The sequence below is a fragment of the Providencia alcalifaciens DSM 30120 genome, from assembly GCF_000173415.1.
GTDB classification, from domain to species: Bacteria; Pseudomonadota; Gammaproteobacteria; order Enterobacterales; family Enterobacteriaceae; genus Providencia; species Providencia alcalifaciens.
On record NZ_ABXW01000074.1, the window covers coordinates 20,260 to 43,987 of the forward strand.

The following is a 23,728-nucleotide window of genomic DNA, read 5'->3' on the forward strand; positions in this document are numbered from 1 at the left end:
TGCCTCGTTGTGATGTTTTAAAACCAGCGGGGTATTTTTTTATTCTTATAACGAGCATTGAAGAATATGAGGCAAAAAAAAGCCCCGATATACTATCGAGGCTATTTATTATATGTCTAACTCATTAGACACTAGCTGGTTTTGCCATTTCTGATGTGGCAACATTCGCTGCCACATGACCACCTGCACCTTTAGATTCAAAGGTTGATGGCTCACGTTGATACTCTTTAATTTCAAAGTCGGAAGCCATCACCGCAGGGGCTGGGGCTTTCGTCATTGGTGAGTATGCATGACATTTGTGTAAGCTAAGCGCGTTTGATGTTGAAACAGCATCGACCACTGTTGTTTCAACTACTGTTGCCGTAGCAACCTTCGTTTCAACGACGACATCCGCCACCGCAGGTTCAGAAATCTCTTTGATTTCTTCAACGACAGGTGTTTCAACAATTGTATCAACAACCGTTTGAACGACATCAGTTTTTTCTGTTTCAGTAACGTCAGCAATGACGCTTTCCAGGACAGTATTGCTTTCTACGGCAATGGTCTCAATAGATTCAGCGACAACATGAGTCTCAGTTTCTACTTTTGGTGTCTCAACGACAGTTTCAGTAACGACTGGAGTCTCAATGTGTTCTGATTTCACTTCAACCTGTTCCACCGGCGCTTGAATTGCAGCTGGAGCCTGAACCGTGTTTTGTTGTTCTAGCATTTCTTCATTGGTCATGATAGCCATGCTTTCTTGTTGAGGCTGAACAACAGGGTAACGAATAAATACTTTACCAGACGCTAATTCAGGGGAGGCTACAGCCGCCGCTAAAGGCATTGGTGATTTATTCAGATGACGCTCATCTCGGTAACGACGACGACGCTGACCACTCACACGCAGATGGCGTGGTGAACGACGAGAACGACGTGGGATAATGGTGTCTTGTTTCTCATCATCATCCTGTTGCTCTGAGTTAACCGCCAAATTGTCATCTTCGTTCAACGTGACATTATCGTGTTTTTTCTCAACATTAACGGTTGAAGGAAGTGCCGCCATTGGCGTAGCTGGCATCTCTGCAACAATTGCAGTCTCTGTCGTTTGCTCATTATCAGTCACACGGATTTTTTGTGTTAACTGACGGCGTTGACGACGAGGCGCTACTGGACGTTGCTCTTCTTCATCTTTTTCTACAACGGTATTGTCAACAGCAGCTTGTTGGCTATCTTGCTGAGTTTTCGCTGTTTGTTGTTGGCGTTTCTCATCTTGACGGCGACGGCGTTCTGCACGTTGCTCACGGCGTTGTTGATTATCGCGGTTTGCAGTGTCTGTCGTTTGCTCATCAACTTGGTTCGTATTTTTGTTATTACGACCCTTATTGCGATTTGCTGCATCTTCAGATTGCGCATTACGATTATTACGATTGTCTCGGTTATCACGATTTTCGCGGTTATCACGATTTTCGTAATTATCATCGCGGTCACGGCGATTGTTATTACGACGATCGTTATTACGGCGACGGTCATTATTACGGCGACGATCATTATTGTTTGGGCGCGCTTTTTGCGCTGGTTGTTCAACCACTTTTTCTTCTTCGGCAAATAGACCTTTAAAGAAAGCTGCGATTTTACTGAATAAACCAACGTTAGGTTGCTCGTCTGTTTTTGGACGGGCTGGCGCTTTAGATGGAGACTCTTTTTGTTTCAGTGCAGGCACTTCAACAGGTTCTTGTAGTGCAAATGCTGAAATAGCAGGTTGCTCAGGGGCTTTACGCTCGCTTGTTGGCTCTTCGCCTTGATTCAGCGTTTCCGTTTCATGGTATTGCGCTAAGTTGTAGCTCAGAGTCTGAACTTCTTCACCTTTACGAATACGGATGACATGGAAATGCGGTGTTTGCATCTGATCGTTAGGGACTATCACAACACGAACGTTGCGCTGGCGCTGTTCAATCTCAGTGACAGCTTGGCGTTTTTCGTTTAACAGATACGACGCGATTTGTACGGGAACAATCGCATGCACTTCATGGGTATTTTCTTTCAGTGCTTCTTCTTCAATTAAACGCAGTACAGACAGCGACAGCGATTCATTATCACGGATAGTTCCGGTACCCGAACAGCGTGGGCAGACGTGATGGCTAGATTCACCCAAAGATGGGCTAAGACGCTGGCGAGACATCTCTAACAGACCAAAACGTGAAATACGAGCAATTTGAATACGCGCACGGTCTTGACGAACTGCTTCGCGTAGACGGTTTTCAACTTCACGCTGATGGCGAACTGGGGTCATATCGATAAAGTCGATAACAATTAGACCACCTAAGTCACGTAAACGTAATTGACGTGCAATCTCATCAGCGGCTTCAAGGTTAGTATTGAATGCGGTTTCTTCGATATCGCCACCACGGGTTGAACGTGAGGAGTTGATATCGATAGCCGTTAAGGCTTCCGTTGTATCGATAACTAACGCACCACCTGAAGGTAAACGGACTTCACGTTGGAACGCTGACTCGATTTGAGATTCAATTTGATAGTGGCTAAACAGTGGAACATCGCCGCTATAATGTTTAATTTTACTTGCAAAATCGCCACGACCAATTGCTTCGATATGGTTACGCGCCATTTCAACCACTTTCGGGTTGTCGATCAGAATTTCACCGATATCAGGACGTAAGTAATCGCGGAAAGCACGAACGATAACGTTGCTTTCTTGGTGGATTAAGAATGGAGCAGGGCGGTTTTCTGCTGCTTTTTGAATCGCTTCCCAATGGCGTAAGCGATACAGTAAATCTTGTTGTAGTGATTCTGCTGATTTGCCAACGCCCGCGGTACGAACGATTAATCCCATACCCTCTGGGATTTCTAAGCAAGATAGTGCTTCTTTTAATTCTGTGCGGTCTTCACCTTCGATGCGGCGGGAAATACCACCTGCACGAGGGTTATTAGGCATGAGAACTAAATAACTTCCCGCTAAGCTGATAAATGTGGTTAAGGCAGCACCTTTGTTACCACGTTCTTCTTTATCAACTTGAACAATAACTTCTTGGCCTTCTTTCAGCACATCTTTGATGTTCGGACGACCTTGAGAGTGATAATTGCTTGGGAAGTATTCGCGAGCGATCTCTTTGATAGGCAGGAAACCGTGTCTTTCAGCGCCATAATCAACAAAAGCAGCTTCAAGGCTTGGTTCAATACGGGTAATTTTACCTTTGTAAATGTTGGCTTTTTTTTGCTCATGACCTGGGCTTTCAATATCCAAATCGTAGAGTCGTTGCCCGTCAACAAGGGCAACACGCAACTCTTCCTGTTGAGTTGCGTTGATTAGCATTCTTTTCATGTTGTTACTTACTCATTATTTTTTAAATAATAAAGAGCAGCGAAAGAAAGAGCTACTGTAAACCGATGGCCTCATGATTTTTACAAAGCCGTCTACCTCTCGGCAGTCGTTCGTATAGAGACGCGCAGTATTCGGTGAACCTGATTTTTAGATTAAAAATTCAGCGTTCTTAATCAGGATGCCGTAAATTTCTTAGAAAACGGAGACTCCCAACCCAATAAGCTAAAATTCGTTGCTCGCTAATTTACTTGATCTTGTTAGATGTCTTACGCCATTGCAGCATCGTTACGCCATCAAATAATAAATTCCTACAGTATTACGTCTAACTTGTATTCTACTAGCTAAAAATAATTATAGCTGAAAGTGCAAAAACACCTAAAGCTAACATAGCAAAGCCAATTTTCGTTTTTAAACATCTTGGCAGCGCTTATTATTCCATTGCCAAGTGCATTATAGCAAGCGCAACGTAAGTTATATGGAAATTTTATTAAGAAATTGAGCCGATCATCTAGAAATTGACCAATTTAAAAAAAACATAAAAAAATTCGTGGAGTCGGTATGATATACCCACGTAAGTGAGACTATTTATTCATCAATTAGAGTTAACGCATTCCCGAATGAAAACAGAAAACCAAGTCCAATTTATTGATATTAGCGATGACGAAGCAGGGCAGCGCATTGATAATTTCTTGCTGAGCAAGTTAAAAGGTGTTCCTAAGAGCATGATTTATCGCATCATCCGTAAAGGTGAAGTGCGTGTCAACAAAGGGCGAATTAAGCCAGAATACAAATTACTGGAAGGGGATCAAGTTCGTGTCCCGCCTGTGCGTGTCGCTGAGCGTGAAACAGCACCAGTTTCAGCAAAATTAGATAAAGTGGCGGCGTTAGCTGATTGTATTCTTTATGAAGACGAATCCATTTTAGTGATCAATAAGCCATCCGGAACCGCAGTGCATGGCGGCAGCGGATTAAGCTTTGGTGTTATTGAAGGATTGCGAGCGTTGCGCCCAGAAGCACGTTTTCTGGAGTTAGTGCATCGCTTAGACCGAGATACATCAGGCATTTTATTGGTGGCTAAAAAGCGCTCGGCATTACGTGCACTTCATGAGCAGCTGCGTTTAAAACAGATGCAGAAAGATTATTTAGCGTTAGTTCGTGGTAACTGGCAGTCGCACACGAAAGTTGTTCAAGCACCATTATTAAAAAATATTTTGCAAAGTGGTGAGCGTATTGTTCGTGTAAGCAGTGAAGGTAAACCTTCTGAAACGCGTTTTAAAGTTGAAGAGCGTTTTGAAAACGCGACGTTGGTAAAAGCGAGTCCAGTGACTGGTCGTACTCATCAAATTCGTGTCCATACGTTACATGCGGGGCATCCAATTGCTTTTGATGATCGTTATGGTGATAAACAGTTTGACAGTCAACTTGCCGATACAGGGTTAAAACGTCTATTTCTGCATGCGTATGCCCTAAAATTTACTCACCCAAAATCTGGGGAAGAAATGCGCGTTGTTGCGCCACTGCATAATGATTTAAATCAGTGTCTCAAAGTGTTGAGAGCTAAAAAAGCACAATAATGGTGTGTAAGCGTTAGCTGACATCAACATGTCAGCTAGCCTTGTCATCTAGTCTAGGAGTGGATTCACATCATGCTGGCGTAACATTTCCAGCAATAAAATTGTGGGTAAGCCAATTAATGTGTTTGGATCTCGTCCTGATAACTTATCAAATAGGCTAATACCCAACCCTTCCGATTTAAAACTACCTGCACATTGGTACGGTTCATCTTTATGTAAATACTGGGTGATTTCTTCATCCGTTAACTGTCTAAAATAGACATCGAAGGGCTCACACTGAACATTAAATGTACCCGTTGTGCTATCTAATAAGCAAAGCCCAGTATAAAAAGTGACTCGATGACCTGACGCAGCTTTGAGCTGCTTAAACGCATTCTCAAAATTGTGCGGTTTTCCGACGATCTTATCGTCAATGACACAAACTTGGTCAGAGCCGATAATCAGGTGTTGAGGGTATTGTTGAGACAACGCCTTGGCTTTTTCGTGAGATAAACGTATCACTAAAGCTTGAGCCGATTCCTGTAGTATAGGGGTTTCATCAATATTGGGCGCCGCCGCTAGAAAAGGGATGCCTAGCTTTTTCAGCAACGCTTGTCGGTATTCAGAGGTTGATGCCAAAATAATCGATTTCATGATTTTTCTCGAAACTCGTAGCCAAAAGGGTTAACTCATTTTAAACTATATCCGCTTAACCGGCGATTTTTTGGTGAAAAGGCGAGTTTATCCCGCCTTTTTCTTTGACTATAGTTCATTACAAAGTTAATATGCGCGCCTTATGCAAAAGGTAAAATTACCCCTGACTATCGATGCGCAGCGTGCAGCTCAGAAAAACCTCGACTATGTCGGGAGTTATACACCTGAGCAAGTAGCACGAATTGCCGAATCAGTAGTCAGTGTAGATAGTGATGTTGAAAGCAAATTATCATTTAAAATTGATAATCAGCGCTTGACGGTCATAGAGGGACATTCTGAAGTGGATGTCACCCTACAATGCCAACGTTGCGGAAAAAATTTCAAACATCATGTCTACGTATCGTATTGTTTTAGTCCTGTCGTCAATGACGAAAAGGCCGAAGCATTACCGGAACAGTATGAACCAGTTTATGTAGATGAATTTGGTGAAATAAATTTGCTGGGAATGTTAGAAGATGAAATAATTCTATCCCTACCAGTGGTTCCGGTTCATGATTCTGAACACTGTGAAGTGTCCGAAGCGGACATGGTGTATGGTGAACTACCTCCTGAGGTAGAGAAACCAAATCCATTTGCCGTATTAGCCAGTTTAAAGAAAAGTACTTAAGGAGTAAGGTCAATGGCCGTACAACAGAATAAACCAACTCGTTCAAAACGCGGTATGCGTCGTTCACATGATGCACTGACTGCTACCCTAGTTTCTGTAGATAAAACTTCCGGTGAAACTCACCTGCGTCACCATGTGACTGCAGATGGTTACTACCGTGGCCGTAAGGTTATCAGCAAGTAATTGTTGATACTTTGGCTAGTCTAACCATCGCGTTAGATGCCATGGGCGGGGATGTTGGTCCCCGCGTCACGGTGCCTGCTGCATTGCAGGCACTGGCATCTAATCCAGCATTAAAATTACTGCTTGTCGGTCAACCCGAAGCCATTCATCCTTTGCTTGCACAACAAAGTGCGGAGCAACTTTCGCGTATCGAAATTATCCCAGCTGAAAACGTTATTGCAAGCGATGCTAAGCCATCTCACGCAATTCGCCAAAGTAAAGGGACGTCAATGCGAGTGGCGTTGGAGTTAGTCAAGACAGGTCAAGCTCAAGCTTGCGTGAGCGCAGGTAATACGGGTGCTCTGATGGGATTGGCTAAATTGATGTTAAAATCAATTGAAGGCATTGAACGCCCTGCGTTAATGACTATTCTGCCAAACCAAAAGAAAGGTAAAACCGTTGTCCTCGATTTAGGGGCTAACGTAAATTGCAGCAGTGAAATGCTTGTGCAATTTGCAGTAATGGGCTCAGTGATGGCAGAAGAAGTTGCCAACATCAGTCAACCTAAAGTCGCTTTACTCAATATTGGCGAAGAAGAGAGTAAAGGGCTGGACAATATCCGCGAAGCCGCCGCTTTGTTGAAAGAAACGGCATCAATTAATTACATTGGTTATGTTGAAGGCAATGAATTGCTGACAGGAAAAACGGATGTATTAGTGTGTGACGGCTTCGCAGGTAATGTCTCACTAAAAACAATGGAAGGTGTTATTCGAGTCATTCTTTCATTGTTGAAATCAGCCGGTGAAGAGAACAAAAAAAGCAGTTGGTTTATGCAACTCGCTAAGAAATGGTTAAAAAAACGGCTAATGAAGCGTTTTGGGGATATGAACCCCGACCAGTATAACGGCGCGACTCTGTTAGGATTAAAAGGCATTGTCATCAAAAGTCATGGTGCAGCGAATGAAAGCGCGTTTAAAGCCGCAATTGATCGTGCCGTGCAGGCTATTGAGCGACAAGTTCCTGAAAGAATAACAGCTCGACTTAATATTGTTTTACCCAGGAGTGATCAATAACCTATGTACAGTAAAATATTAGGAACAGGCAGCTATTTGCCATCGCAAGTTCGTACCAATGCTGATCTGGAAAAAATGGTTGATACTTCTGATGAATGGATTGTAACGCGTACTGGTATTAAAGAGAGACGAATTTCAGCTGACGATGAGAATGTGTCTACAATGGGTTTCCAAGCTGCAAAAAATGCATTGGAAATGGCACAAGTCGACAGCAGTGAAATTGGTTTAATTATCGTTGCAACCACTTCCGCGACACACGCATTTCCAAGTGCGGCTTGTCAGATTCAGCAAATGTTGGAAATTAATGACTGTGCGGCATTTGACGTTGCAGCAGCGTGTGCTGGTTTCACCTATGCTATTAGTATTGCTGATCAGTTTATTAAAACGGGCATGACCAAAAAAGCGCTGGTGATTGGCGCTGATGCGTTATCAAAAACCTTAGACCCGAATGATCGCGGGACGATTATTCTGTTTGGTGATGCAGCGGGTGCTGTGGTGATTGGTGCATCTGAAGAGCCAGGTATTATTTCTACGCATTTACATGCAGATGGTCGTTATGGTGATTTGCTCTCTTTACCAAATCGCAGTCGCTGTTCAGATGATCAAGCATACTTGTCCATGACAGGTAACGAAGTATTCAAAGTTGCAGTGCGTGAATTAGCCCACATTGTTGATGAAACATTGGCAAATAACGACATTGCAAAAGAAGAACTTGATTGGTTAGTGCCACATCAAGCAAATTTAAGAATTATTTCTGCGACAGCGAAAAAATTGGATATGACCATGGATAAAGTGGTTGTTACGCTGGATCGTCACGGAAATACTTCTGCAGCATCAGTCCCTACCGCATTAGATGAAGCGGTGCGCGATGGTCGCATCCAACGTGGTCAATTAGTGCTATTAGAAGCATTTGGCGGCGGTTTTACTTGGGGCTCTGCACTCGTTCGTTTTTAATTTACTGAGAAAACAGACATGACACAATTTGCTATGGTATTCCCGGGACAGGGTTCCCAGTCTTTAGGAATGTTAGCTGGCTTAGCTGAACAAAATCAGCTGGTTAAAGATACATTTGCTGAAGCCTCTGAAGCATTGGGTTACGATCTCTGGACATTAGTCCAAAATGGACCAGAAGAAGAATTAAATAAAACATGGCAGACTCAGCCTGCATTATTAGCAGCGTCTGTTGCTATCTTCCGTGTTTGGCAAGAAAAAAATGGCAAAATGCCCGCTTTAATGGCTGGTCATAGCCTCGGCGAATATTCTGCATTAGTGTGCGCTGGCGTGATTGATTTCAAACAGGCTATCAAATTGGTAGAGCTGCGTGGTCGATTGATGCAAGACGCTGTTCCAGAAGGGACTGGCGCAATGTATGCAATTATCGGTTTAGATAACGAATCTATCGAGAAGGCATGCCAAGACGCAGCGCAAGGGCAGGTTGTATCCCCTGTCAACTTTAACTCTCCTGGACAAGTGGTTATTGCGGGTGAGAAAGCGGCTGTTGAACGTGCGGGTGCAGCATGTAAAGAAGCGGGTGCCAAACGTGCGTTACCATTATCTGTTAGCGTACCTTCTCATTGTGCATTAATGAAGCCAGCCGCAGATAAATTAGCTGATGCATTAGAAAAAATTGAATTTTGTGAGCCGACCTATCCAGTTATTAATAACGTTGATGTTAAAATGGAGACGTCTGCAAAAAATATCCGTGATGCATTAGTGCGCCAATTGTATAATCCGGTGCGCTGGACTGAAACAGTCGAATTCATGGCAGAACAAGGCATTGAGCAATTGGTTGAAATGGGTCCAGGCAAAGTTCTGACTGGTCTAACCAAGCGAATTGTCTCTAATTTAACTGCCGTTGCAGTCAATGATCCTGTATCATTAGACTCGGCTTTAGAAACTATCTGAGGACGACAATGAGCTTTGAAGGAAAAATTGCACTAGTCACTGGTGCTAGCCGTGGAATCGGTAAAGCGATTGCTTTAACCTTAGCGTCACGCGGCGCGACTGTTATCGGTACTGCAACCAGCGAAAAAGGCGCGGAAGCGATTACTGCCTATTTAGAAGGTAAAGGTAAAGGCTTAGCGTTAAATGTGACAGATCCAGCATCAATTGAAGAAACATTGACCCAGATCCGTGCGGAATTTGGCGAAATCGATATTTTAGTTAATAATGCTGGTATTACGCGTGATAACTTATTGATGCGCATGAAAGATGATGAGTGGCAAGATATTATTGACACTAATCTTTCATCCGTTTACCGTTTGTCTAAATCCGTTTTGCGTGCCATGATGAAAAAACGTTGTGGGCGTATTATTTCTATTGCATCTGTTGTGGGCGTGATGGGAAATGCGGGACAAACAAACTACGCGGCAGCGAAAGCTGGGCTGATCGGTTTTAGTAAATCATTAGCTCGTGAAGTCGCTTCTCGTGGTATCACTGTTAACGTTGTAGCGCCTGGTTTTATCGAAACTGATATGACTAAGGCATTGACAGACGAACAACGTGCAGGCATTTTATCTCAGGTTCCTGCGGATAGACTGGGTGATGCACAAGAAATTGCCAGTGCTGTAGCATTTTTAGCTTCTGACGAAGCTGCTTACATCACAGGTGAAACATTGCATGTCAATGGTGGCATGTACATGATCTAAAGAAATGAGGGAACCATTTGCATTTTTTTGTGTTATCTAATGCAAAATAATGCAAAATAATGGTTTCAACAGCCGGGATTGGGTTGTATCTTTTCCTGTATTTCATAAACTACGAAAACCATCGCGAAAGCGAGTTTTGATAGGAATTTTAATAGTATGAGCACTATCGAAGAACGCGTTAAGAAAATCATCGTTGAACAACTGGGTGTTAAAGAGGAAGAAGTTGTAAATACAGCTTCATTTGTTGATGACTTGGGCGCTGATTCTCTTGACACAGTAGAACTGGTTATGGCTCTGGAAGAAGAGTTCGATTGCGAAATCCCTGACGAAGAAGCTGAAAAGATCACTACAGTACAGGCTGCAATTGACTACGTCAAAGCATCTGAGTAATAGCAGTAAAACTTATCTAGGCGATCATTCGATCGCCTATGTTTCTTATGTAACTAATTCCCTCCTTGGAGGACATACGTGTCTAAGCGTCGTGTAGTCGTAACCGGACTTGGCATGTTATCTCCTGTCGGCAATACAGTTGATTCATCATGGAAAGCTGTTTGTGGCGGACAGAGTGGTATCAGCCTAATTGATCATTTTGATACTACTAACCACGCAACTAAATTTGCAGGCTTAGTAAAAGATTTCAATTACGAAGATTTTGACATCTCTCGCAAAGATGCGAAGAAGATGGACCCATTTATTCAGTATGGTATCGCAGCTGGCTATCAAGCCATCAAAGATTCTGGATTGGAAGTAACAGAAGCCAATGCTACTCGTATCGGTTTAGCGATTGGTTCTGGTATTGGCGGGTTGGGATTAATTCAAGATAACTGTGAATCTATGATGCACGGTGGTCCTCGTAAAGTTAGCCCATTCTTCGTACCATCGACAATCATCAACATGGCTGCTGGTCACTTAAGCATCATGTATGGTCTCCGTGGTCCAAGCATTTCAATTGCGACAGCTTGTACATCAGGCGTTCATAATATTGGACATGCAGCACGGATGATAGCCTATGGTGATGCGGATGTTATGCTAGCGGGTGGTACTGAAAAAGCAACGACACCATTAGGTGTGGCTGGTTTTGGTGCAGCGCGCGCATTGTCAACGCGTAATGATAACCCACAAGCTGCAAGTCGTCCTTGGGATAAAGACCGTGATGGTTTTGTTCTGGGTGATGGTGCGGGCATCATTATTCTCGAAGAATACGAGCACGCTAAAGCACGCGGCGCGAAAATTTACGCGGAAATTGCAGGCTTTGGTATGAGCAGCGATGCTTACCATATGACGTCACCACCAGAAAATGGTGAAGGCGCTGCATTAGCAATGAAAAATGCGCTAAACGATGCAGGCATAGAACCAACTGATATTGGTTATATTAATGCTCATGGTACATCAACACCTGCAGGAGACTTAGCCGAAGCACAAGCGGTTATGTCTGTCTTTGGTGAAGACACTAAAGTGTTAGTGAGTTCGACAAAATCGATGACGGGCCACCTGTTAGGTGCTGCAGGCGCGGTTGAATCTATCTTCACTATTCTGTCTTTATGTGATCAGATCATTCCACCAACGATCAACTTAGACAATCCTGATGAAGGTTGTAATCTTGATTTCGTACCGGGAGAAGCACGTAAAGTCGAGAACATGGAATATGCTCTGTGTAACTCATTTGGCTTCGGTGGTACTAACGGTTCATTGATTTTCCGCCGCTATCACGCAGAATAATCAATTATTCGTTGAGTTCCTAAGCTCCAGTATCTTTGGTACTGGGGCTTTATTTTTGCCTTCTTTTTGCAGTACTCCTTGCTTTGGTTTATGATATTAACACTATGTTACTGTCTGATTTATCAGTCTTTATTATAAGAAACAATCATGACTTATTGGGTTAACGGCATTTCTTGTCAGCAAATTGATATTACCGATCGCGCTATCGCCTTTGGTGATGGGTGCTTTACGACTATCCATGGTATGAATCAACAAGCTAAGATGCTAGAACAGCATATTCTTCGTCTACAGCAAGATTCAACGCGACTCAAATTGCCTTCAGTAGATTGGAAGCAATTGACACAGCATATTGAGCAGGTTTGTGAACAACAAACTGATGATGAATTTGTGGTGAAGGTTATGATTAGTCGTGGCGCTGGCGGCCGCGGCTACAGTTCTCAAGGCTTCAAACAGCCAACCATTATGGTAATGGTTTCCCCTTTTCCTAAGCACTATGCCACATTACAGTGCCAAGGTGCAGCTTTAATGCTTAGCCGAATTCCATTAAGTCGCAATCCAATCTTAGCGGGTATGAAACATTTGAATCGCTTAGAACAAGTATTGATCCGCCAAGAAATAGATGATGCTAAGCTAGATGAAGCGGTCGTGTTAGATACCCATGGCGTGATGGTTGAATGCTGTAGCGCGAATATCTTTTGGCGCATCGGTCGAGATGTTTATACACCCATTCTAGAGCAGTCTGGTGTGAATGGATTAATGAGACAAAAGATCATAGCGAAACTTAAAGATAGCCAGTACCATTTGGCCGAAGTTGAACGGTTTCCAGCAATTTTGACACAGTGTGAAGAAGTCATTATTTGCAATGCGTTAATGCCTATATTACCGGTGAAAAGCATTCAACTTTCAGAAAATAAAACAGTGAGATACCAATCAAGAGAGCTGTTTGAATATTTATTATTACAGCGACAAATTTAAATCCGATAACAATTTCACTCTTATCGTTTATCGACGAACAATGCATTTAAGTGACCAATAATGAAATTAGCCAAAAAAATAACACTGATTGTTTTTGTCCTTGCGATTATCGGCGCGGTTGTTGTGTACCTGCAATATCGCCAAATCCTTGATTATGCTAAAAAGCCAATCAACATCGTACAAGAAACTATTTTTACAGTACCTGCTGGTACAGGACGAGTTGCTTTAGAAGGGTTATTAATCAAAGAAAAATTCATTGAAGAAGGTCATCATTTTCAGCTTCTGCTCAAAGCGCGCCCAGAATTGGCGCAGTTCAAAGCAGGGACTTACCGGCTACAGCCAAACATGACGGTAGAGCAATTATTAGCGCTGATCTCAAGTGGTAAAGAAGCGCAATTTAATATTCGTTTTATCGAAGGGAATAAGCTGTCTGATTGGAGCAACATTTTGCGAGATGCGCCTTATCTGGAGCACAAAACGCAAGATGCAACACCGACAGAGCTATACGCTATGTTGGATTTTAAAGAGGGAGACAACCTTGAAGGATGGCTCTATCCAGACACCTATTTATACACTGCGGGTACTAGCGATGTTGAGATATTAAAGCGTGCCTATAAGCGTATGAAATCGACCGTTGAAGACGAGTGGAAAGGTCGTGATAAAGATCTACCCTATAAGAATGCCTATGAAATGTTGATCATGGCATCGATTGTTGAAAAAGAGACAGGGGTGGATAATGAACGAGCGCAAGTGGCTTCTGTCTTTGTCAATCGCTTAAAGAAAAATATGCGCTTACAGACTGATCCAACGGTAATCTATGGGTTAGGTGAGAATTATCGTGGTAAAATTTATCGCAGCGATTTAGATAACTATACTCCGTATAACACTTATAAAATTGATGGTTTACCACCAACACCCATTGCCATGCCGGGGCTTGCTTCGATTAAAGCGGCTGCACACCCAGCGAAAACAGATTACTTATATTTTGTCGCCGACGGTACTGGCGGACATACTTTTAGTCGTAATCTTAATGATCATAACCGTGCCGTTAAGGTTTACCGACAAATTGAGCAAAAGAATTGATAAACGAAATGAAAAACCAATTTATTGTTATTGAAGGTTTAGAAGGGGCTGGAAAGACAACAGCAATCAACACAGTTGTTGAAACATTAACCCAAGCGGGTGTTCACGATATGGTATTCACGCGTGAACCTGGTGGCACACCACTCGCTGAAAAACTGCGTGAGCTAATTAAGCAAGGTATTGAAGGTGATAAAGTTACAGACAAAGCTGAATTGCTGATGCTGTACGCTGCACGAGTCCAGTTGGTCGATACCGTTATTAAACCTGCTCTCGCGGAGGGAAAATGGGTTATTGGCGATAGGCACGATTTATCCTCTCAAGCTTATCAAGGTGGCGGGCGGGAAATTGACCGCCAATTAATGGCGTCACTCAGAGATTTAGTGTTAGGTGGGTTTAAACCTGCATTGACGCTCTATTTAGACCTACCACCCGAATTAGGCTTACAACGAGCACGTTCCCGTGGTGAGTTAGACCGTATTGAGAAAGAATCATTGGCATTTTTTGAACGCACACGGGCCCGCTATTTAGAATTGGCGGCGGCAGATGAATCTATCTTAACCATCGATGCGAGTCAAAATATTGAACAAGTGCAAGCTGATATCCGCAAGACGTTACTTGCATGGTTAGCAAAATAAGGCATTGATAATGAATTGGTATCCATGGCTGAATGAGGCTTATCGTCAATTAATTAGCGCTTACCAAGCGGGGCGTGGGCACCATGCATTATTAATCCATTCCATGAAAGGAAATGGTGCAGACGCTTTAAGTTATGGCATTAGTCGTTGGCTTATTTGTCAAAATAGAGATGGACTGAAAAGCTGTGGCGAATGCCATAGTTGCCGTTTAATGCTGGCAGGCACGCATCCTGACTACCATGTTTTAGAAGTAGAAAAAGGTAAAGCGACAATCAGCGTTGATGCCGTTCGTAAACTCACTGAAACCTTAAGCGGTCATGCACAACAAAGTGGTGCAAAAGTGGTTTCTATTCCAAATGCCCAAGCATTAACAGATGCCGCCGCTAACGCATTGTTAAAGACGTTGGAAGAACCATCAAGTCAAACCTATTTCCTGTTGGGCTGTGAAAAAATTGAAAGCATGTTAGCGACCTTAAGAAGTCGCTGCTTGACCCACTTTTTACCCTCTCCCGATCAGCAAGTTGCGTTATACTGGCTGCAAAAACAGCTGACTGGTTTATCTGTGGATGATGCAATCACTGCATTACGACTATGCCAAGGCGCACCGATTGCTGCATTGCAATTACTTGAGCCGGCGCAATGGCAACGACGTCAACTATTGTGTAGTGAGCTAGAGAGCAGCTTGCAGAACAAGGATTTTTTAAGGCTTTTACCTGCATTGAACACAGACAATGCACCAGAATGCATTAGTTGGTTATTAGGGTTGCTTTCGGATGGGATAAAATTGCAACAAAAAGCAGGTCAGTTCCTTGTTAACCAAGATAAAATTGCTTGTGTTACCGCGCTTGCCACATCGATGAGTAGCTCACAATTATTAGATGTTTATAGCCAGTGGCAGGGCTGTCGTCACCAATTATTAACAGTACCTGCATTAAATCAGGAATTGATTCTGGCTAATCAGTTATTACATTGGGAAGCGTTATTCGCTTCACCCTCAAGATAAAAAGAGTAGATTATGTTTGTTGTTGATTCACACTGCCATCTCGACTGTTTAGATTATGAAAAATTGCATACTAACGTCGATGATGTTATCGCAAAAGCATCCACACGAGATGTCGGCTTTATGTTAGCGGTAGCAACCACGTTACCGGGCTTTGAAAGCATGAAACAGCTAATTGGCAAACGCGACAATGTGGCATTTTCTTGTGGCATTCATCCACTCAATTTGGATGAAGGTTATGATTTTGAAAAATTAGCACAGCTAGCGGCAGGTCAAGAAGTTGTCGCGCTCGGCGAAACGGGTTTAGATTATTATTATCAGCAGGAAAATGCAGCGTTGCAGCAAGAGTCATTTCGCCAGCATATTCGCATTGGTCGCCAAGTGAATAAGCCGGTTATTGTGCATACTCGTTCGGCACGGGAAGACACTCTTACCATTTTACGCGAAGAAAAAGTGGATGAGTGTGGTGGCGTATTGCATTGCTTTACGGAAGACCAACAAACCGCGATAGACTTACTCGACTTAGGGATGTATATCTCTTTCTCCGGTATTGTTACGTTCCGTAATGCGGAACAGATCCGTGAAGCTGCACGAGTTGTACCGTTAGATAGAATTTTAGTGGAAACGGACTCGCCTTATTTAGCACCAGTCCCGCATCGCGGCAAAGAAAACCAACCTGCCTATGTGCGTGATGTCGTTGAGTATATGGCTGTGCTCAAAGGAGTGAGCGTCGAGGAAATGGCGGAAATTACGACACAAAACTTCAACCGTTTATTTCATTTACACGTTGGACAATAAATAGATAACTATAGAATTATTAAGGAACTTGTCATGGCAGAAGAGACTATTTTCAGTAAAATTATTCGACGTGAAATTCCGTCTGAGATTGTTTATCAAGACGAACTCGTCACCGCATTTCGTGATATTGCTGCTCAGGCACCCACTCACATTTTAATCATCCCAAACAAGCTGATCCCAACAGTGAATGATGTGACGGTGGATGACGAGCTAGCATTAGGGCGCTTATTTACTGTTGCCGCAAAAATTGCGAAAGAAGAAGGCATTGCCGAAGATGGTTACCGTTTAATCATGAACTGTAATAAACATTCAGGACAAGAAGTTTTTCATATTCATATGCACTTAGTGGGTGGACGTCCATTAGGTCCATTATTAGCTAAGTAACTCATCATGAAACGCGCTGCATTAGTCTTAAAATATGCCACGATACTCAGCTTACTTACCGCTTTTTTAAGTGGCTGTGTTTGGAACAAAAAAACAGGGTTATCGTTTAATGAGCAGCAGCGTGTGGTGATGGAACCCTCCGTGCTAGCGGCAGGAGTGATTGTAGAAAAACCGGTGATCAAGGTGGGAAACGTAACGGCTACGACGACCATTAATATGAGCAATATTGAAAAAACACCGGTAACTGTGCTGTATCGTATTTTTTGGTACGACGAGCAAGGTTTAAGAGTGGACTCCACGAAAAGTCAGCCTCAGATGATTCCTGCGAATTCGTCAGTAATGCTGAAAGAGGTGACAATATCTCCACTTGCCCGCAATGCTCGTATCTATGTTTTCTTACCTTCAACGGCTGGAGAGTCACAATGAAACGGATCTTATTGGTCGCAGCGGCAGCATTTATTTTGGCTGGTTGTCCATCAGTCCCGCAAGGACCTAAACCGCCTATTGTCCCTGTACAACCGGACGTCACCCCAGGAACACAACCTGAAAAACAACCTGATTTAACACCGCCACCAACCGACACGGTACCTATGCCGCCTAAGCAGCAAACAACGGACTGGGCAAGTGCATTACAACCATTGGTGAATAAAATGGTTGCGGATGATGGTGTTGAAAGTGGCAAAGTATTGTTAGTCGATTCCGTGAAAAATAATACCAGTGGAAGTCTACCTTCACAGGCTGTGACAGCGGCATTAACTAATGAAGTAACGAAAACTAATAAATTCAAGGTCGTCCCTCAAGGTGTTGTCGCTGCCGCGCGTAAAACGTTAGGATTATCGCAGGATGATAGTCTGGTGACGCGTAGTAAAGCAATTGGGTTAGGACGCTATGTTCAAGCACAATATGTGATTTACAGTGTGATGTCCGGCTCAACGAAAGAACGCAGCATTGAAATGCAGTTAATGGAAGTGCAAACCGGTGAGATTGTTTGGTCTGGAAAACAGAGTATTGAGTAATCGTTCCTCTCTGTTTGCATTACTCGGTGAATGCTTCCCAGCTATTTTACCATCATGCTGGGAAGTTTCGTCATTAGCGGGTTTATCCGGTGGTAGTTATTTACTTGAAAGTCAGCCCGTTTCTAGAACCGAGAAAACGTTTTCGACGATCAAATTAATTGCCCGAGCAGAAGGGCAAGCACAGAGTGCTTTGTTTGTTAATCGGCGCAAAGAAGCGCGTATTTTAAAACAACTCAAGCATTTTGCTTACTCGCCTGATGTGATAGGGCGAAACTCTGATTGGTTGTTACTCGAATGGGTTGCAGGCGATCACCCTTGCCACGCACAATTTCTTTCCTCTAAATTTCAATACCAACTGGCAGAGATAGTCGCCAAGCTTCATTGTCAGACGCTATTAAGCTACCGATTACCGTTACGTAATGAGATTGCGCATTACGGCTATCTAATTGATAAAAAAAGAATATCTTCACGATGGAAACGAGTGCATCATCATTTCCTATACGCCCCGATGCCAAACGTTATCAAACTTGCACCTGCACATATGGACATTCATTCAGGGAACGTACTTTGTCAGCAAAAAGTGCCGACGATGTTAGTGGATTGGGAATATGCGGCGAATACGGATATTGGCTTATCATTAGAAACTTATTTTCAATTCAATAGTCTGACGCTAGAGCAACGTGATTATTTCTTGACGCATTATTGCCAAACGTTTGGTGCGTATAAAGATAAACATCATTTGGCTCGTCATTGCCAGCAATGGGAGCCATGGGTTAAATACATGACGCTAATGTGGTATGAAGTGCAGTGGTGCCAGCGTCAGCACGCGCAGTTTTTAAATGATTCAGCCCCATTACGAGACTATTTTGGTCTGTAATCGGGCAATAGAAAACATCAGTGAATACACAAGAATTTGTTAAAAATTAATCAAGTGAGGCATGTTATGGGTCCGATAATGCTGGATGTTCAGGGTTATGAGCTGGACAACGAAGAGCGTGAAATTTTAGCTCATCCACTGGTAGGCGGGTTAATTTTATTTACCCGTAACTTCCATGATGCGGCGCAGCTGCGGGAATTAGTTCGCCAAATCCGCGATGCATCAAGACACCGTTTATTGATTGCGGTGGATCAAGAAGGTGGTCGCGTACAGCGTTTTCGTGACGGCTTTACTGCATTACCGTCCGCGCAGGCGTTTGCCGCACTGAATAATCAAATGGATGGTGCTAAATTAGCACAAGAAGCTGGCTGGTTAATGGCAGCAGAAATGATTGCCATGGATATTGATATTAGCTTTGCCCCTGTGTTGGATTTAGGGCATGAAAGTATTGCCATTGGTGAACGTTCATTCCATGCAGATCCTGAAATCGCCATGACGATGGCAGAGCGTTTTATTCGAGGAATGCGCAGTGCAGGCATGAAAACCACCGGTAAGCATTTCCCGGGACATGGCGCGGTTAAAGCGGATTCACACAAAGAAACACCTCGAGATGATCGCTCATTAGAGCAAATTCGTGGCAAAGATATGTCTATTTTTAAAGACTTTATTCAACGTGAATTATTGGACGCTATCATGCCAGCACATGTGATTTACACTCAAGCGGATGACCGTCCTGCAAGTGGCTCTCCGTTCTGGTTGAAATCCGTGTTACGTGAACAACTTGGTTTCAACGGGGTTATTTTCTCGGATGACTTATCCATGGAAGGGGCTGCTATTATGGGAAGTTACCCAGAGCGAGCAAAAGCGTCATTAAATGCAGGTTGTGACATGATCTTGGTTTGCAACAATCGTGAAGGTGCAGTGAGCGTACTGGATAATTTGCCAAAACAAGATGACAGCCGAGCATCTAAGCTTTACCACAGTGGTCGCCAATATACATTAAGTGAGCTGCAATCAGTGGAGCGTTGGAAACAGAGTCATCATCAATTAGTCGATTTACATGAAAAATGGCAAGAGCATCGTAATCGCTAATTAAATTTCACTGAAAATAGACCGATGAGAGGATTATCTCATCGGTTTTTTTTTTATCTTAAATAGGCTGAATAAGTTACGGGTAACCTTATTTTGAGAAAATAAAGCAAGTAAAAAAATAGGTTGCGATATTTGATTAGAAATATTGCAGTAGCATTAATGATATGTACGAAAATCATACATTAATATCACGTAATATAACTTTACCTATAGGAATATTTCCTAGAAATAATGTTTTCCAAGCATTGAATTATATTAAAGTATAGGGAATGATAAACATTTTTATGCTGTTAAGACGAGTATATTGCTTAAGAACAGAATGATTGACCGATGTAGGTATTTAAATTAATTGTTTTAATAATGGGTAAATATTGTTGATCTAACTGTGCCGAATTTCTCACTTTTTTGTGGAAGATTCTATTAAATATAGAATGATTAAATTAGCAAAAAAATTGTTTAAATATGGCGTGTTAGTTAATTACAGATAAGCAATAAAGTGATTAATATCACATCAGATGATAGCTGATTTGCAAGGCATCTAGTTTGTTGTGACATCGATCGTATTAATTGACACAAAATTACGTTAGCATACTTTTCATTATGAAATTTAATGTCAAACACGCTTTGATGGGTGTGGCTAAATATCGTCCAAATAAATTTGAATTCATGTGAAAACTTAAATTAAATAAGTGTGGTTGGATGAATTATTTCGACTTATAAAATAATTAAAACTTATTCTTACATGGCGAAAAATTAAGTTTGCTTAAAGAATAGAAGGTGAAACTTAAATTAAATAATTAAAAAAATTCTTGCAGTAATTAAAGCTAAATAAATTATTACGTATTGAAAGTAGTAAGGCGTCATAACATCCAATGAATATTGGATGCGGATAGTTATATTCTAATAATCACGACTAGGTTTAATTCAAATGAAAGTCAAAAAAATAGCGTTAATATTGTTTCCATCTTGTTTTGTTGCATTTGGGGCTAATGCAGGCGATTGGGAAAATGCCATCAAGGAAAACTCATTTGTTGCAGACTCTGAATTAGAGCTTTCTACTCGAAATATGTGGAAATATCTAAAATCAGAAAATCGTTACGATGCCAACGAAAAACGTTACAGAAAGCAAGTGGCTCAAGCTTGGGGGCAAAATATTCAACTAGATTACCAATCTGGATATTTTGCCGACTTTATTGGCTTTGATGCATCCTATTACGGCGCGATCAAACTGGCGGCAAGTAAAGACTTCGCATCCCGAGCCATTTTATATAACGATGACGGTGAGGCTAAAGGCTATAACAAGATAGGTCAGCGTTATGCAAAATTTAAATTGGATTTAGAGCCTGTTAATTTTAACGGTAAAGCAGGTTGGTTTACGTTGAAAAACAAGGGTATTTTTACTAACTCCCAACGTTTGTCATTAAACACTTATAATGGTTACTACACCAATACCGCCATTAGTGATTGGAACTTAGATTTACTGTATCTTGATGGCAAAGTGATGCGTCGAGATAGTCCAAATATTGACAGAATGTATTTCCGTGACGGAAATGGCGTCAGTCACGACATCAATCATGTCGTGACTGGTGGGATTAATTACAATACGAAACCACTTAAAGTGTCTTACTTCATTGGTCAAGCCGATGATGTTTTCCGTCAACAAGGCTTAGAAATCAAATATAAGCTAAACTCGGATATCACATTATCTTCTCAGATTTATGGTCATGAGTATGGTAGCGATGGCAAACGGACATCGACAGACACCAAACGCGGTAAACAAAACTTTGATAAACGTGCATGGCACTATGCAGGTGAAATTGAATGGCGCGTTCCGGAAACACCGTGGACTTTGATGACGGGTATCACACATACGACTGCACATAAAACAAATGGTGTAGGTCAGTTTGCCCGTAACCCAATCGGTAACACACGTGGTCGTTTTAACTCACCAGCATATGCGGATATCGACTATGTGCGTGATGGCGAAACTATGCTGGCATTAAAAGCCGAATATCAAGTTAACCCTACTTGGTCGGTCGGTGCGAACAGCAACTACAGTGAATTCTCTTATTCTGGCGAACGTTTAAAACAAGGACAAGTGGGCGTATTCACTTACTGGAAACCGACTGAAAATCTGTCTGTTTCATTAAGTGGCGGTATGGGCTGGCACCATCAGCAAGAATCGGATAACTCGACACCAAAACTGTATGACGGTGACTCACGTCGTGCACACTCTTTATCGGGTTCGATGACAACGACCTATCGCTTCAAAATGTAATTAGAGGCAATTAATAAATGAATCATAAAATAAGTTTAGTGACATTGCTGGTTTCAGGTGCCCTGTTAGCAGGTTGTGCCACGAAACAGACTGATACGGTTAAAGTTCAAGTCATTGGTATTAATGATTTCCATGGCGCATTGCAAGCGCCTGGAGATGGCAAACTTGGCGGTATTGAGTCGATTGCGACATTAGTGAAGCAGTTAAAAGCAGAAAATGACAACACGATTATTGTGGGTGCTGGCGATTTAGTGGGCGCAAGCCCATTACTTTCTTCCATGTTCTACGATGAACCAACCATTGAGGCTTTGAGCGCAATTGGCCTTGAGACCAGTGCCGTGGGTAACCACGAATTCGACAAAGGTAAAGTTGAATTACTGAGAAAGCAAAATGGAGGATGTCATCCTACGGCGGGCTGTGTAGGAAAAGAATCCTTTGCGGGGGCTGATTTTAACTATTTAGCCGCTAACGTGATTGTAAAAGAGACAGGTGAAACATTATTCCCATCTTATTACGTGAAACAGTTTGATGGTGTGCCAATGGCATTCATTGGCTTAACGCTGGAAGGAACACCAGCCATTGTTACGCCGAGTGGTACTGCGGGCTTAGAATTTAAAAATGAAGCTGAGACCATTAACCAACAAGTTAAACTACTAAAAGCGCAGGGTATTCGTAGTATTGGTGTCTTGATCCACGAAGGGGCAACTCAACAAGTGGATACCAAAGTGAAAGACATTAACCGTTGCGATAATATCAAAGGGCCAATTGTTGAGATTGTTAAACAGCTTGATGCCGATGTGGATTTTGTCGTGAGTGGACATACACACCAAGCCTATAACTGTGACATCAATGGTAAAAAAGTCATTTCAGCGCAATCGAACGGGACGTTGCTGTCTCAATTGAATATTGAAATTGATAGAAAAACCAAAGACATTGTCAGCATTAATGCGAAAAACATTCCGGTTGAAACCAGCCGTTATGGTAAAGACCCGAAACTAAGCCGTTTTATTCAGAACTACGAGCGCATCTCAAAACCGATTGCAGAGCAGGTGATGGGCACCTTAAGTGCTCCCGCAGATAAAAAATTAGCCGCTGGTGGTGATTCCACTTTGGGTAAAATTATCGCGGATGCTCAGTTATATGTCGCAGCCACCCCAGATGCGGGCGGCGCCCAAATTGCCTTTATGAACAGCGGTGGTATTCGTGCTGATCTCAAAGCAGGGGAGCTGACCTACGGTGATATCTTTACGGTGCAGCCATTCTCAAATGTCGTGGTGACGCAATCTCTAACAGGTGAGCAAATTAAACAGGCGTTAGAGCAACAGTGGGAGCGTGAACGCCCACAAGTCATGCCGGTTTCCCACGGTTTTTATTACGAATGGGATGACAGCCGTGCGGTAGGCGATAAAGTGATTGCAGGCTCGATGAAATTAAATGGCAAGCCAATTGATATGAAGAAAAGCTATCGTGTTGCAGCAAATGAATTTTTAGCCACAGGCGGTAGCCGCTTCTCAGCCTTTAAACAAGGTAAAGATCGTATTTATAGCTTGCCAGACAACGAAGCATTGATGAAATACTTCAAAGATAACTCGCCAGTTCAGTTACCAACGGACGAGCGTATTAAAAAACTGAAGTAAAATACCCTCACAAAATACTAGGTTTCAAGCCCGAGAATAACGCCATTCTCGGGCTTTTTTGTTTTAAATCGACATTCCGCTGACTCGTTTCTTTTTTTTCAAAAAATGATTTGACGATTGTGATCGTTGTCATAATAATCAACTAAATTGATTTGCATCAA

General features: G+C 42.5%; 23 protein-coding genes. 21 read left to right on the forward strand and 2 right to left on the reverse strand.

Annotated elements, in window-relative coordinates; genetic code table 11:
- Positions 1-124 precede the first annotated feature (124 nt).
- Positions 125-3,316 (reverse strand): ribonuclease E, encoded by a 3,192-nt coding sequence (gene rne, locus PROVALCAL_RS18095; protein WP_006660798.1) that lies wholly within the window; start codon positions 3,314-3,316, stop codon positions 125-127.
- A gap of 617 nt (positions 3,317-3,933) precedes the next feature.
- Between rne and rluC the strand changes: the two genes are divergently transcribed.
- Positions 3,934-4,890 carry a 23S rRNA pseudouridine(955/2504/2580) synthase RluC gene (rluC, locus tag PROVALCAL_RS18100; protein WP_006660799.1) on the forward strand — a complete coding sequence of 319 codons (957 nt, stop codon included), beginning with the start codon at positions 3,934-3,936 and terminating at the stop codon, positions 4,888-4,890.
- 48 nt (positions 4,891-4,938) lie between these two features.
- Here the strand turns inward: rluC and PROVALCAL_RS18105 are convergent, their stop codons facing one another.
- The gene (locus PROVALCAL_RS18105; RefSeq protein WP_006660800.1) at positions 4,939-5,523 is read right to left on the reverse strand and encodes a Maf family protein; all 585 of its coding nucleotides are present in this window, start codon (positions 5,521-5,523) and stop codon (positions 4,939-4,941) included.
- A 142-nt stretch (positions 5,524-5,665) separates the two neighbouring features.
- Here PROVALCAL_RS18105 and yceD point away from each other — a divergent pair, with 142 nt between their 5' ends.
- The 20 genes from yceD (at position 5,666) to PROVALCAL_RS18205 (ending at position 23,567) form a co-directional block, all read left to right on the forward strand.
- A complete protein-coding gene (gene yceD, locus PROVALCAL_RS18110) occupies positions 5,666-6,190 on the forward strand; it encodes a 23S rRNA accumulation protein YceD (RefSeq protein WP_006660801.1) in 525 nt (174 codons plus the stop codon).
- 12 nt (positions 6,191-6,202) lie between these two features.
- Positions 6,203-6,373 (forward strand): 50S ribosomal protein L32, encoded by a 171-nt coding sequence (rpmF, locus tag PROVALCAL_RS18115; RefSeq protein WP_006660802.1) that lies wholly within the window; start codon positions 6,203-6,205, stop codon positions 6,371-6,373.
- A gap of 11 nt (positions 6,374-6,384) precedes the next feature.
- Complete coding sequence (plsX, locus tag PROVALCAL_RS18120) at positions 6,385-7,425, forward strand: phosphate acyltransferase PlsX (RefSeq protein WP_006661428.1); 1,041 nt, start codon at positions 6,385-6,387, stop codon at positions 7,423-7,425.
- Between the two features lie 3 nt (positions 7,426-7,428).
- A complete protein-coding gene (locus PROVALCAL_RS18125; protein WP_006660804.1) occupies positions 7,429-8,379 on the forward strand; it encodes a beta-ketoacyl-ACP synthase III in 951 nt (316 codons plus the stop codon).
- An 18-nt stretch (positions 8,380-8,397) separates the two neighbouring features.
- Positions 8,398-9,330, forward strand: a complete 933-nt coding sequence (gene fabD, locus PROVALCAL_RS18130) for an ACP S-malonyltransferase (protein ID WP_006660805.1) — start codon at positions 8,398-8,400, stop codon at positions 9,328-9,330.
- An 8-nt stretch (positions 9,331-9,338) separates the two neighbouring features.
- Positions 9,339-10,073: a 3-oxoacyl-ACP reductase FabG gene (gene fabG, locus PROVALCAL_RS18135; protein WP_006660806.1), complete on the forward strand. Its 735-nt coding sequence runs from the start codon at positions 9,339-9,341 to the stop codon at positions 10,071-10,073.
- Positions 10,074-10,229: 156 nt separating this feature from the next.
- Positions 10,230-10,463 (forward strand): acyl carrier protein, encoded by a 234-nt coding sequence (gene acpP, locus PROVALCAL_RS18140; protein ID WP_006660807.1) that lies wholly within the window; start codon positions 10,230-10,232, stop codon positions 10,461-10,463.
- Positions 10,464-10,541: 78 nt separating this feature from the next.
- Positions 10,542-11,792, forward strand: a complete 1,251-nt coding sequence (gene fabF, locus PROVALCAL_RS18145) for a beta-ketoacyl-ACP synthase II (RefSeq protein WP_006661431.1) — start codon at positions 10,542-10,544, stop codon at positions 11,790-11,792.
- Between the two features lie 147 nt (positions 11,793-11,939).
- On the forward strand, positions 11,940-12,767 hold the full coding sequence (gene pabC, locus PROVALCAL_RS18150; protein WP_006660809.1) for an aminodeoxychorismate lyase: 828 nt from the start codon (positions 11,940-11,942) through the stop codon (positions 12,765-12,767).
- 60 nt (positions 12,768-12,827) lie between these two features.
- Positions 12,828-13,850, forward strand: coding sequence for an endolytic transglycosylase MltG (gene mltG / locus PROVALCAL_RS18155; RefSeq protein ID WP_006660810.1), 1,023 nt, complete (start codon positions 12,828-12,830; stop codon positions 13,848-13,850).
- An 8-nt stretch (positions 13,851-13,858) separates the two neighbouring features.
- Positions 13,859-14,485, forward strand: a complete 627-nt coding sequence (gene tmk / locus PROVALCAL_RS18160) for a dTMP kinase (RefSeq protein ID WP_006660811.1) — start codon at positions 13,859-13,861, stop codon at positions 14,483-14,485.
- Positions 14,486-14,495: 10 nt separating this feature from the next.
- Positions 14,496-15,488: a DNA polymerase III subunit delta' gene (holB, locus tag PROVALCAL_RS18165; protein ID WP_006660812.1), complete on the forward strand. Its 993-nt coding sequence runs from the start codon at positions 14,496-14,498 to the stop codon at positions 15,486-15,488.
- Between the two features lie 12 nt (positions 15,489-15,500).
- A complete protein-coding gene (locus PROVALCAL_RS18170; RefSeq protein WP_006660813.1) occupies positions 15,501-16,283 on the forward strand; it encodes a metal-dependent hydrolase in 783 nt (260 codons plus the stop codon).
- A 33-nt stretch (positions 16,284-16,316) separates the two neighbouring features.
- Entirely contained in the window at positions 16,317-16,667 is a 351-nt protein-coding gene (gene hinT, locus PROVALCAL_RS18175) for a purine nucleoside phosphoramidase (protein ID WP_006660814.1), read from the forward strand.
- Between the two features lie 6 nt (positions 16,668-16,673).
- Entirely contained in the window at positions 16,674-17,093 is a 420-nt protein-coding gene (locus tag PROVALCAL_RS18180) for a YcfL family putative periplasmic lipoprotein (protein WP_006660815.1), read from the forward strand.
- Positions 17,090-17,683, forward strand: a complete 594-nt coding sequence (gene lpoB, locus PROVALCAL_RS18185) for a penicillin-binding protein activator LpoB (protein WP_006660816.1) — start codon at positions 17,090-17,092, stop codon at positions 17,681-17,683. Before PROVALCAL_RS18180 ends, lpoB begins: the two co-directional genes overlap by 4 nt.
- Positions 17,676-18,560 carry a protein kinase family protein gene (locus tag PROVALCAL_RS18190; protein WP_006660817.1) on the forward strand — a complete coding sequence of 295 codons (885 nt, stop codon included), beginning with the start codon at positions 17,676-17,678 and terminating at the stop codon, positions 18,558-18,560. Before lpoB ends, PROVALCAL_RS18190 begins: the two co-directional genes overlap by 8 nt.
- 54 nt (positions 18,561-18,614) lie before the next feature.
- Entirely contained in the window at positions 18,615-19,652 is a 1,038-nt protein-coding gene (gene nagZ / locus PROVALCAL_RS18195; RefSeq protein WP_392397801.1) for a beta-N-acetylhexosaminidase, read from the forward strand.
- 928 nt (positions 19,653-20,580) lie between these two features.
- A complete protein-coding gene (locus PROVALCAL_RS18200) occupies positions 20,581-21,930 on the forward strand; it encodes an OprD family outer membrane porin (protein WP_006660819.1) in 1,350 nt (449 codons plus the stop codon).
- A 17-nt stretch (positions 21,931-21,947) separates the two neighbouring features.
- Entirely contained in the window at positions 21,948-23,567 is a 1,620-nt protein-coding gene (locus PROVALCAL_RS18205; protein WP_006660820.1) for a bifunctional metallophosphatase/5'-nucleotidase, read from the forward strand.
- Positions 23,568-23,728 lie beyond the last annotated feature (161 nt).

Excerpts from the sequence above, each read along its gene's own strand:
- rne (WP_006660798.1), bottom strand. The coding sequence starts at position 3,316 with ATGAAAAGAATGCTAATCAACGCAACTCAACAGGAAGAGTTGCGTGTT.
- rluC (WP_006660799.1), top strand. The coding sequence starts at position 3,934 with ATGAAAACAGAAAACCAAGTCCAATTTATTGATATTAGCGATGACGAA.
- PROVALCAL_RS18105 (WP_006660800.1), bottom strand. The coding sequence starts at position 5,523 with ATGAAATCGATTATTTTGGCATCAACCTCTGAATACCGACAAGCGTTG.
- yceD (WP_006660801.1), top strand. The coding sequence starts at position 5,666 with ATGCAAAAGGTAAAATTACCCCTGACTATCGATGCGCAGCGTGCAGCT.
- rpmF (WP_006660802.1), top strand. The coding sequence starts at position 6,203 with ATGGCCGTACAACAGAATAAACCAACTCGTTCAAAACGCGGTATGCGT.
- PROVALCAL_RS18125 (WP_006660804.1), top strand. The coding sequence starts at position 7,429 with ATGTACAGTAAAATATTAGGAACAGGCAGCTATTTGCCATCGCAAGTT.
- fabD (WP_006660805.1), top strand. The coding sequence starts at position 8,398 with ATGACACAATTTGCTATGGTATTCCCGGGACAGGGTTCCCAGTCTTTA.
- fabG (WP_006660806.1), top strand. The coding sequence starts at position 9,339 with ATGAGCTTTGAAGGAAAAATTGCACTAGTCACTGGTGCTAGCCGTGGA.
- acpP (WP_006660807.1), top strand. The coding sequence starts at position 10,230 with ATGAGCACTATCGAAGAACGCGTTAAGAAAATCATCGTTGAACAACTG.
- pabC (WP_006660809.1), top strand. The coding sequence starts at position 11,940 with ATGACTTATTGGGTTAACGGCATTTCTTGTCAGCAAATTGATATTACC.
- mltG (WP_006660810.1), top strand. The coding sequence starts at position 12,828 with ATGAAATTAGCCAAAAAAATAACACTGATTGTTTTTGTCCTTGCGATT.
- tmk (WP_006660811.1), top strand. The coding sequence starts at position 13,859 with ATGAAAAACCAATTTATTGTTATTGAAGGTTTAGAAGGGGCTGGAAAG.
- holB (WP_006660812.1), top strand. The coding sequence starts at position 14,496 with ATGAATTGGTATCCATGGCTGAATGAGGCTTATCGTCAATTAATTAGC.
- PROVALCAL_RS18170 (WP_006660813.1), top strand. The coding sequence starts at position 15,501 with ATGTTTGTTGTTGATTCACACTGCCATCTCGACTGTTTAGATTATGAA.
- hinT (WP_006660814.1), top strand. The coding sequence starts at position 16,317 with ATGGCAGAAGAGACTATTTTCAGTAAAATTATTCGACGTGAAATTCCG.
- PROVALCAL_RS18180 (WP_006660815.1), top strand. The coding sequence starts at position 16,674 with ATGAAACGCGCTGCATTAGTCTTAAAATATGCCACGATACTCAGCTTA.
- lpoB (WP_006660816.1), top strand. The coding sequence starts at position 17,090 with ATGAAACGGATCTTATTGGTCGCAGCGGCAGCATTTATTTTGGCTGGT.
- PROVALCAL_RS18200 (WP_006660819.1), top strand. The coding sequence starts at position 20,581 with ATGAAAGTCAAAAAAATAGCGTTAATATTGTTTCCATCTTGTTTTGTT.
- PROVALCAL_RS18205 (WP_006660820.1), top strand. The coding sequence starts at position 21,948 with ATGAATCATAAAATAAGTTTAGTGACATTGCTGGTTTCAGGTGCCCTG.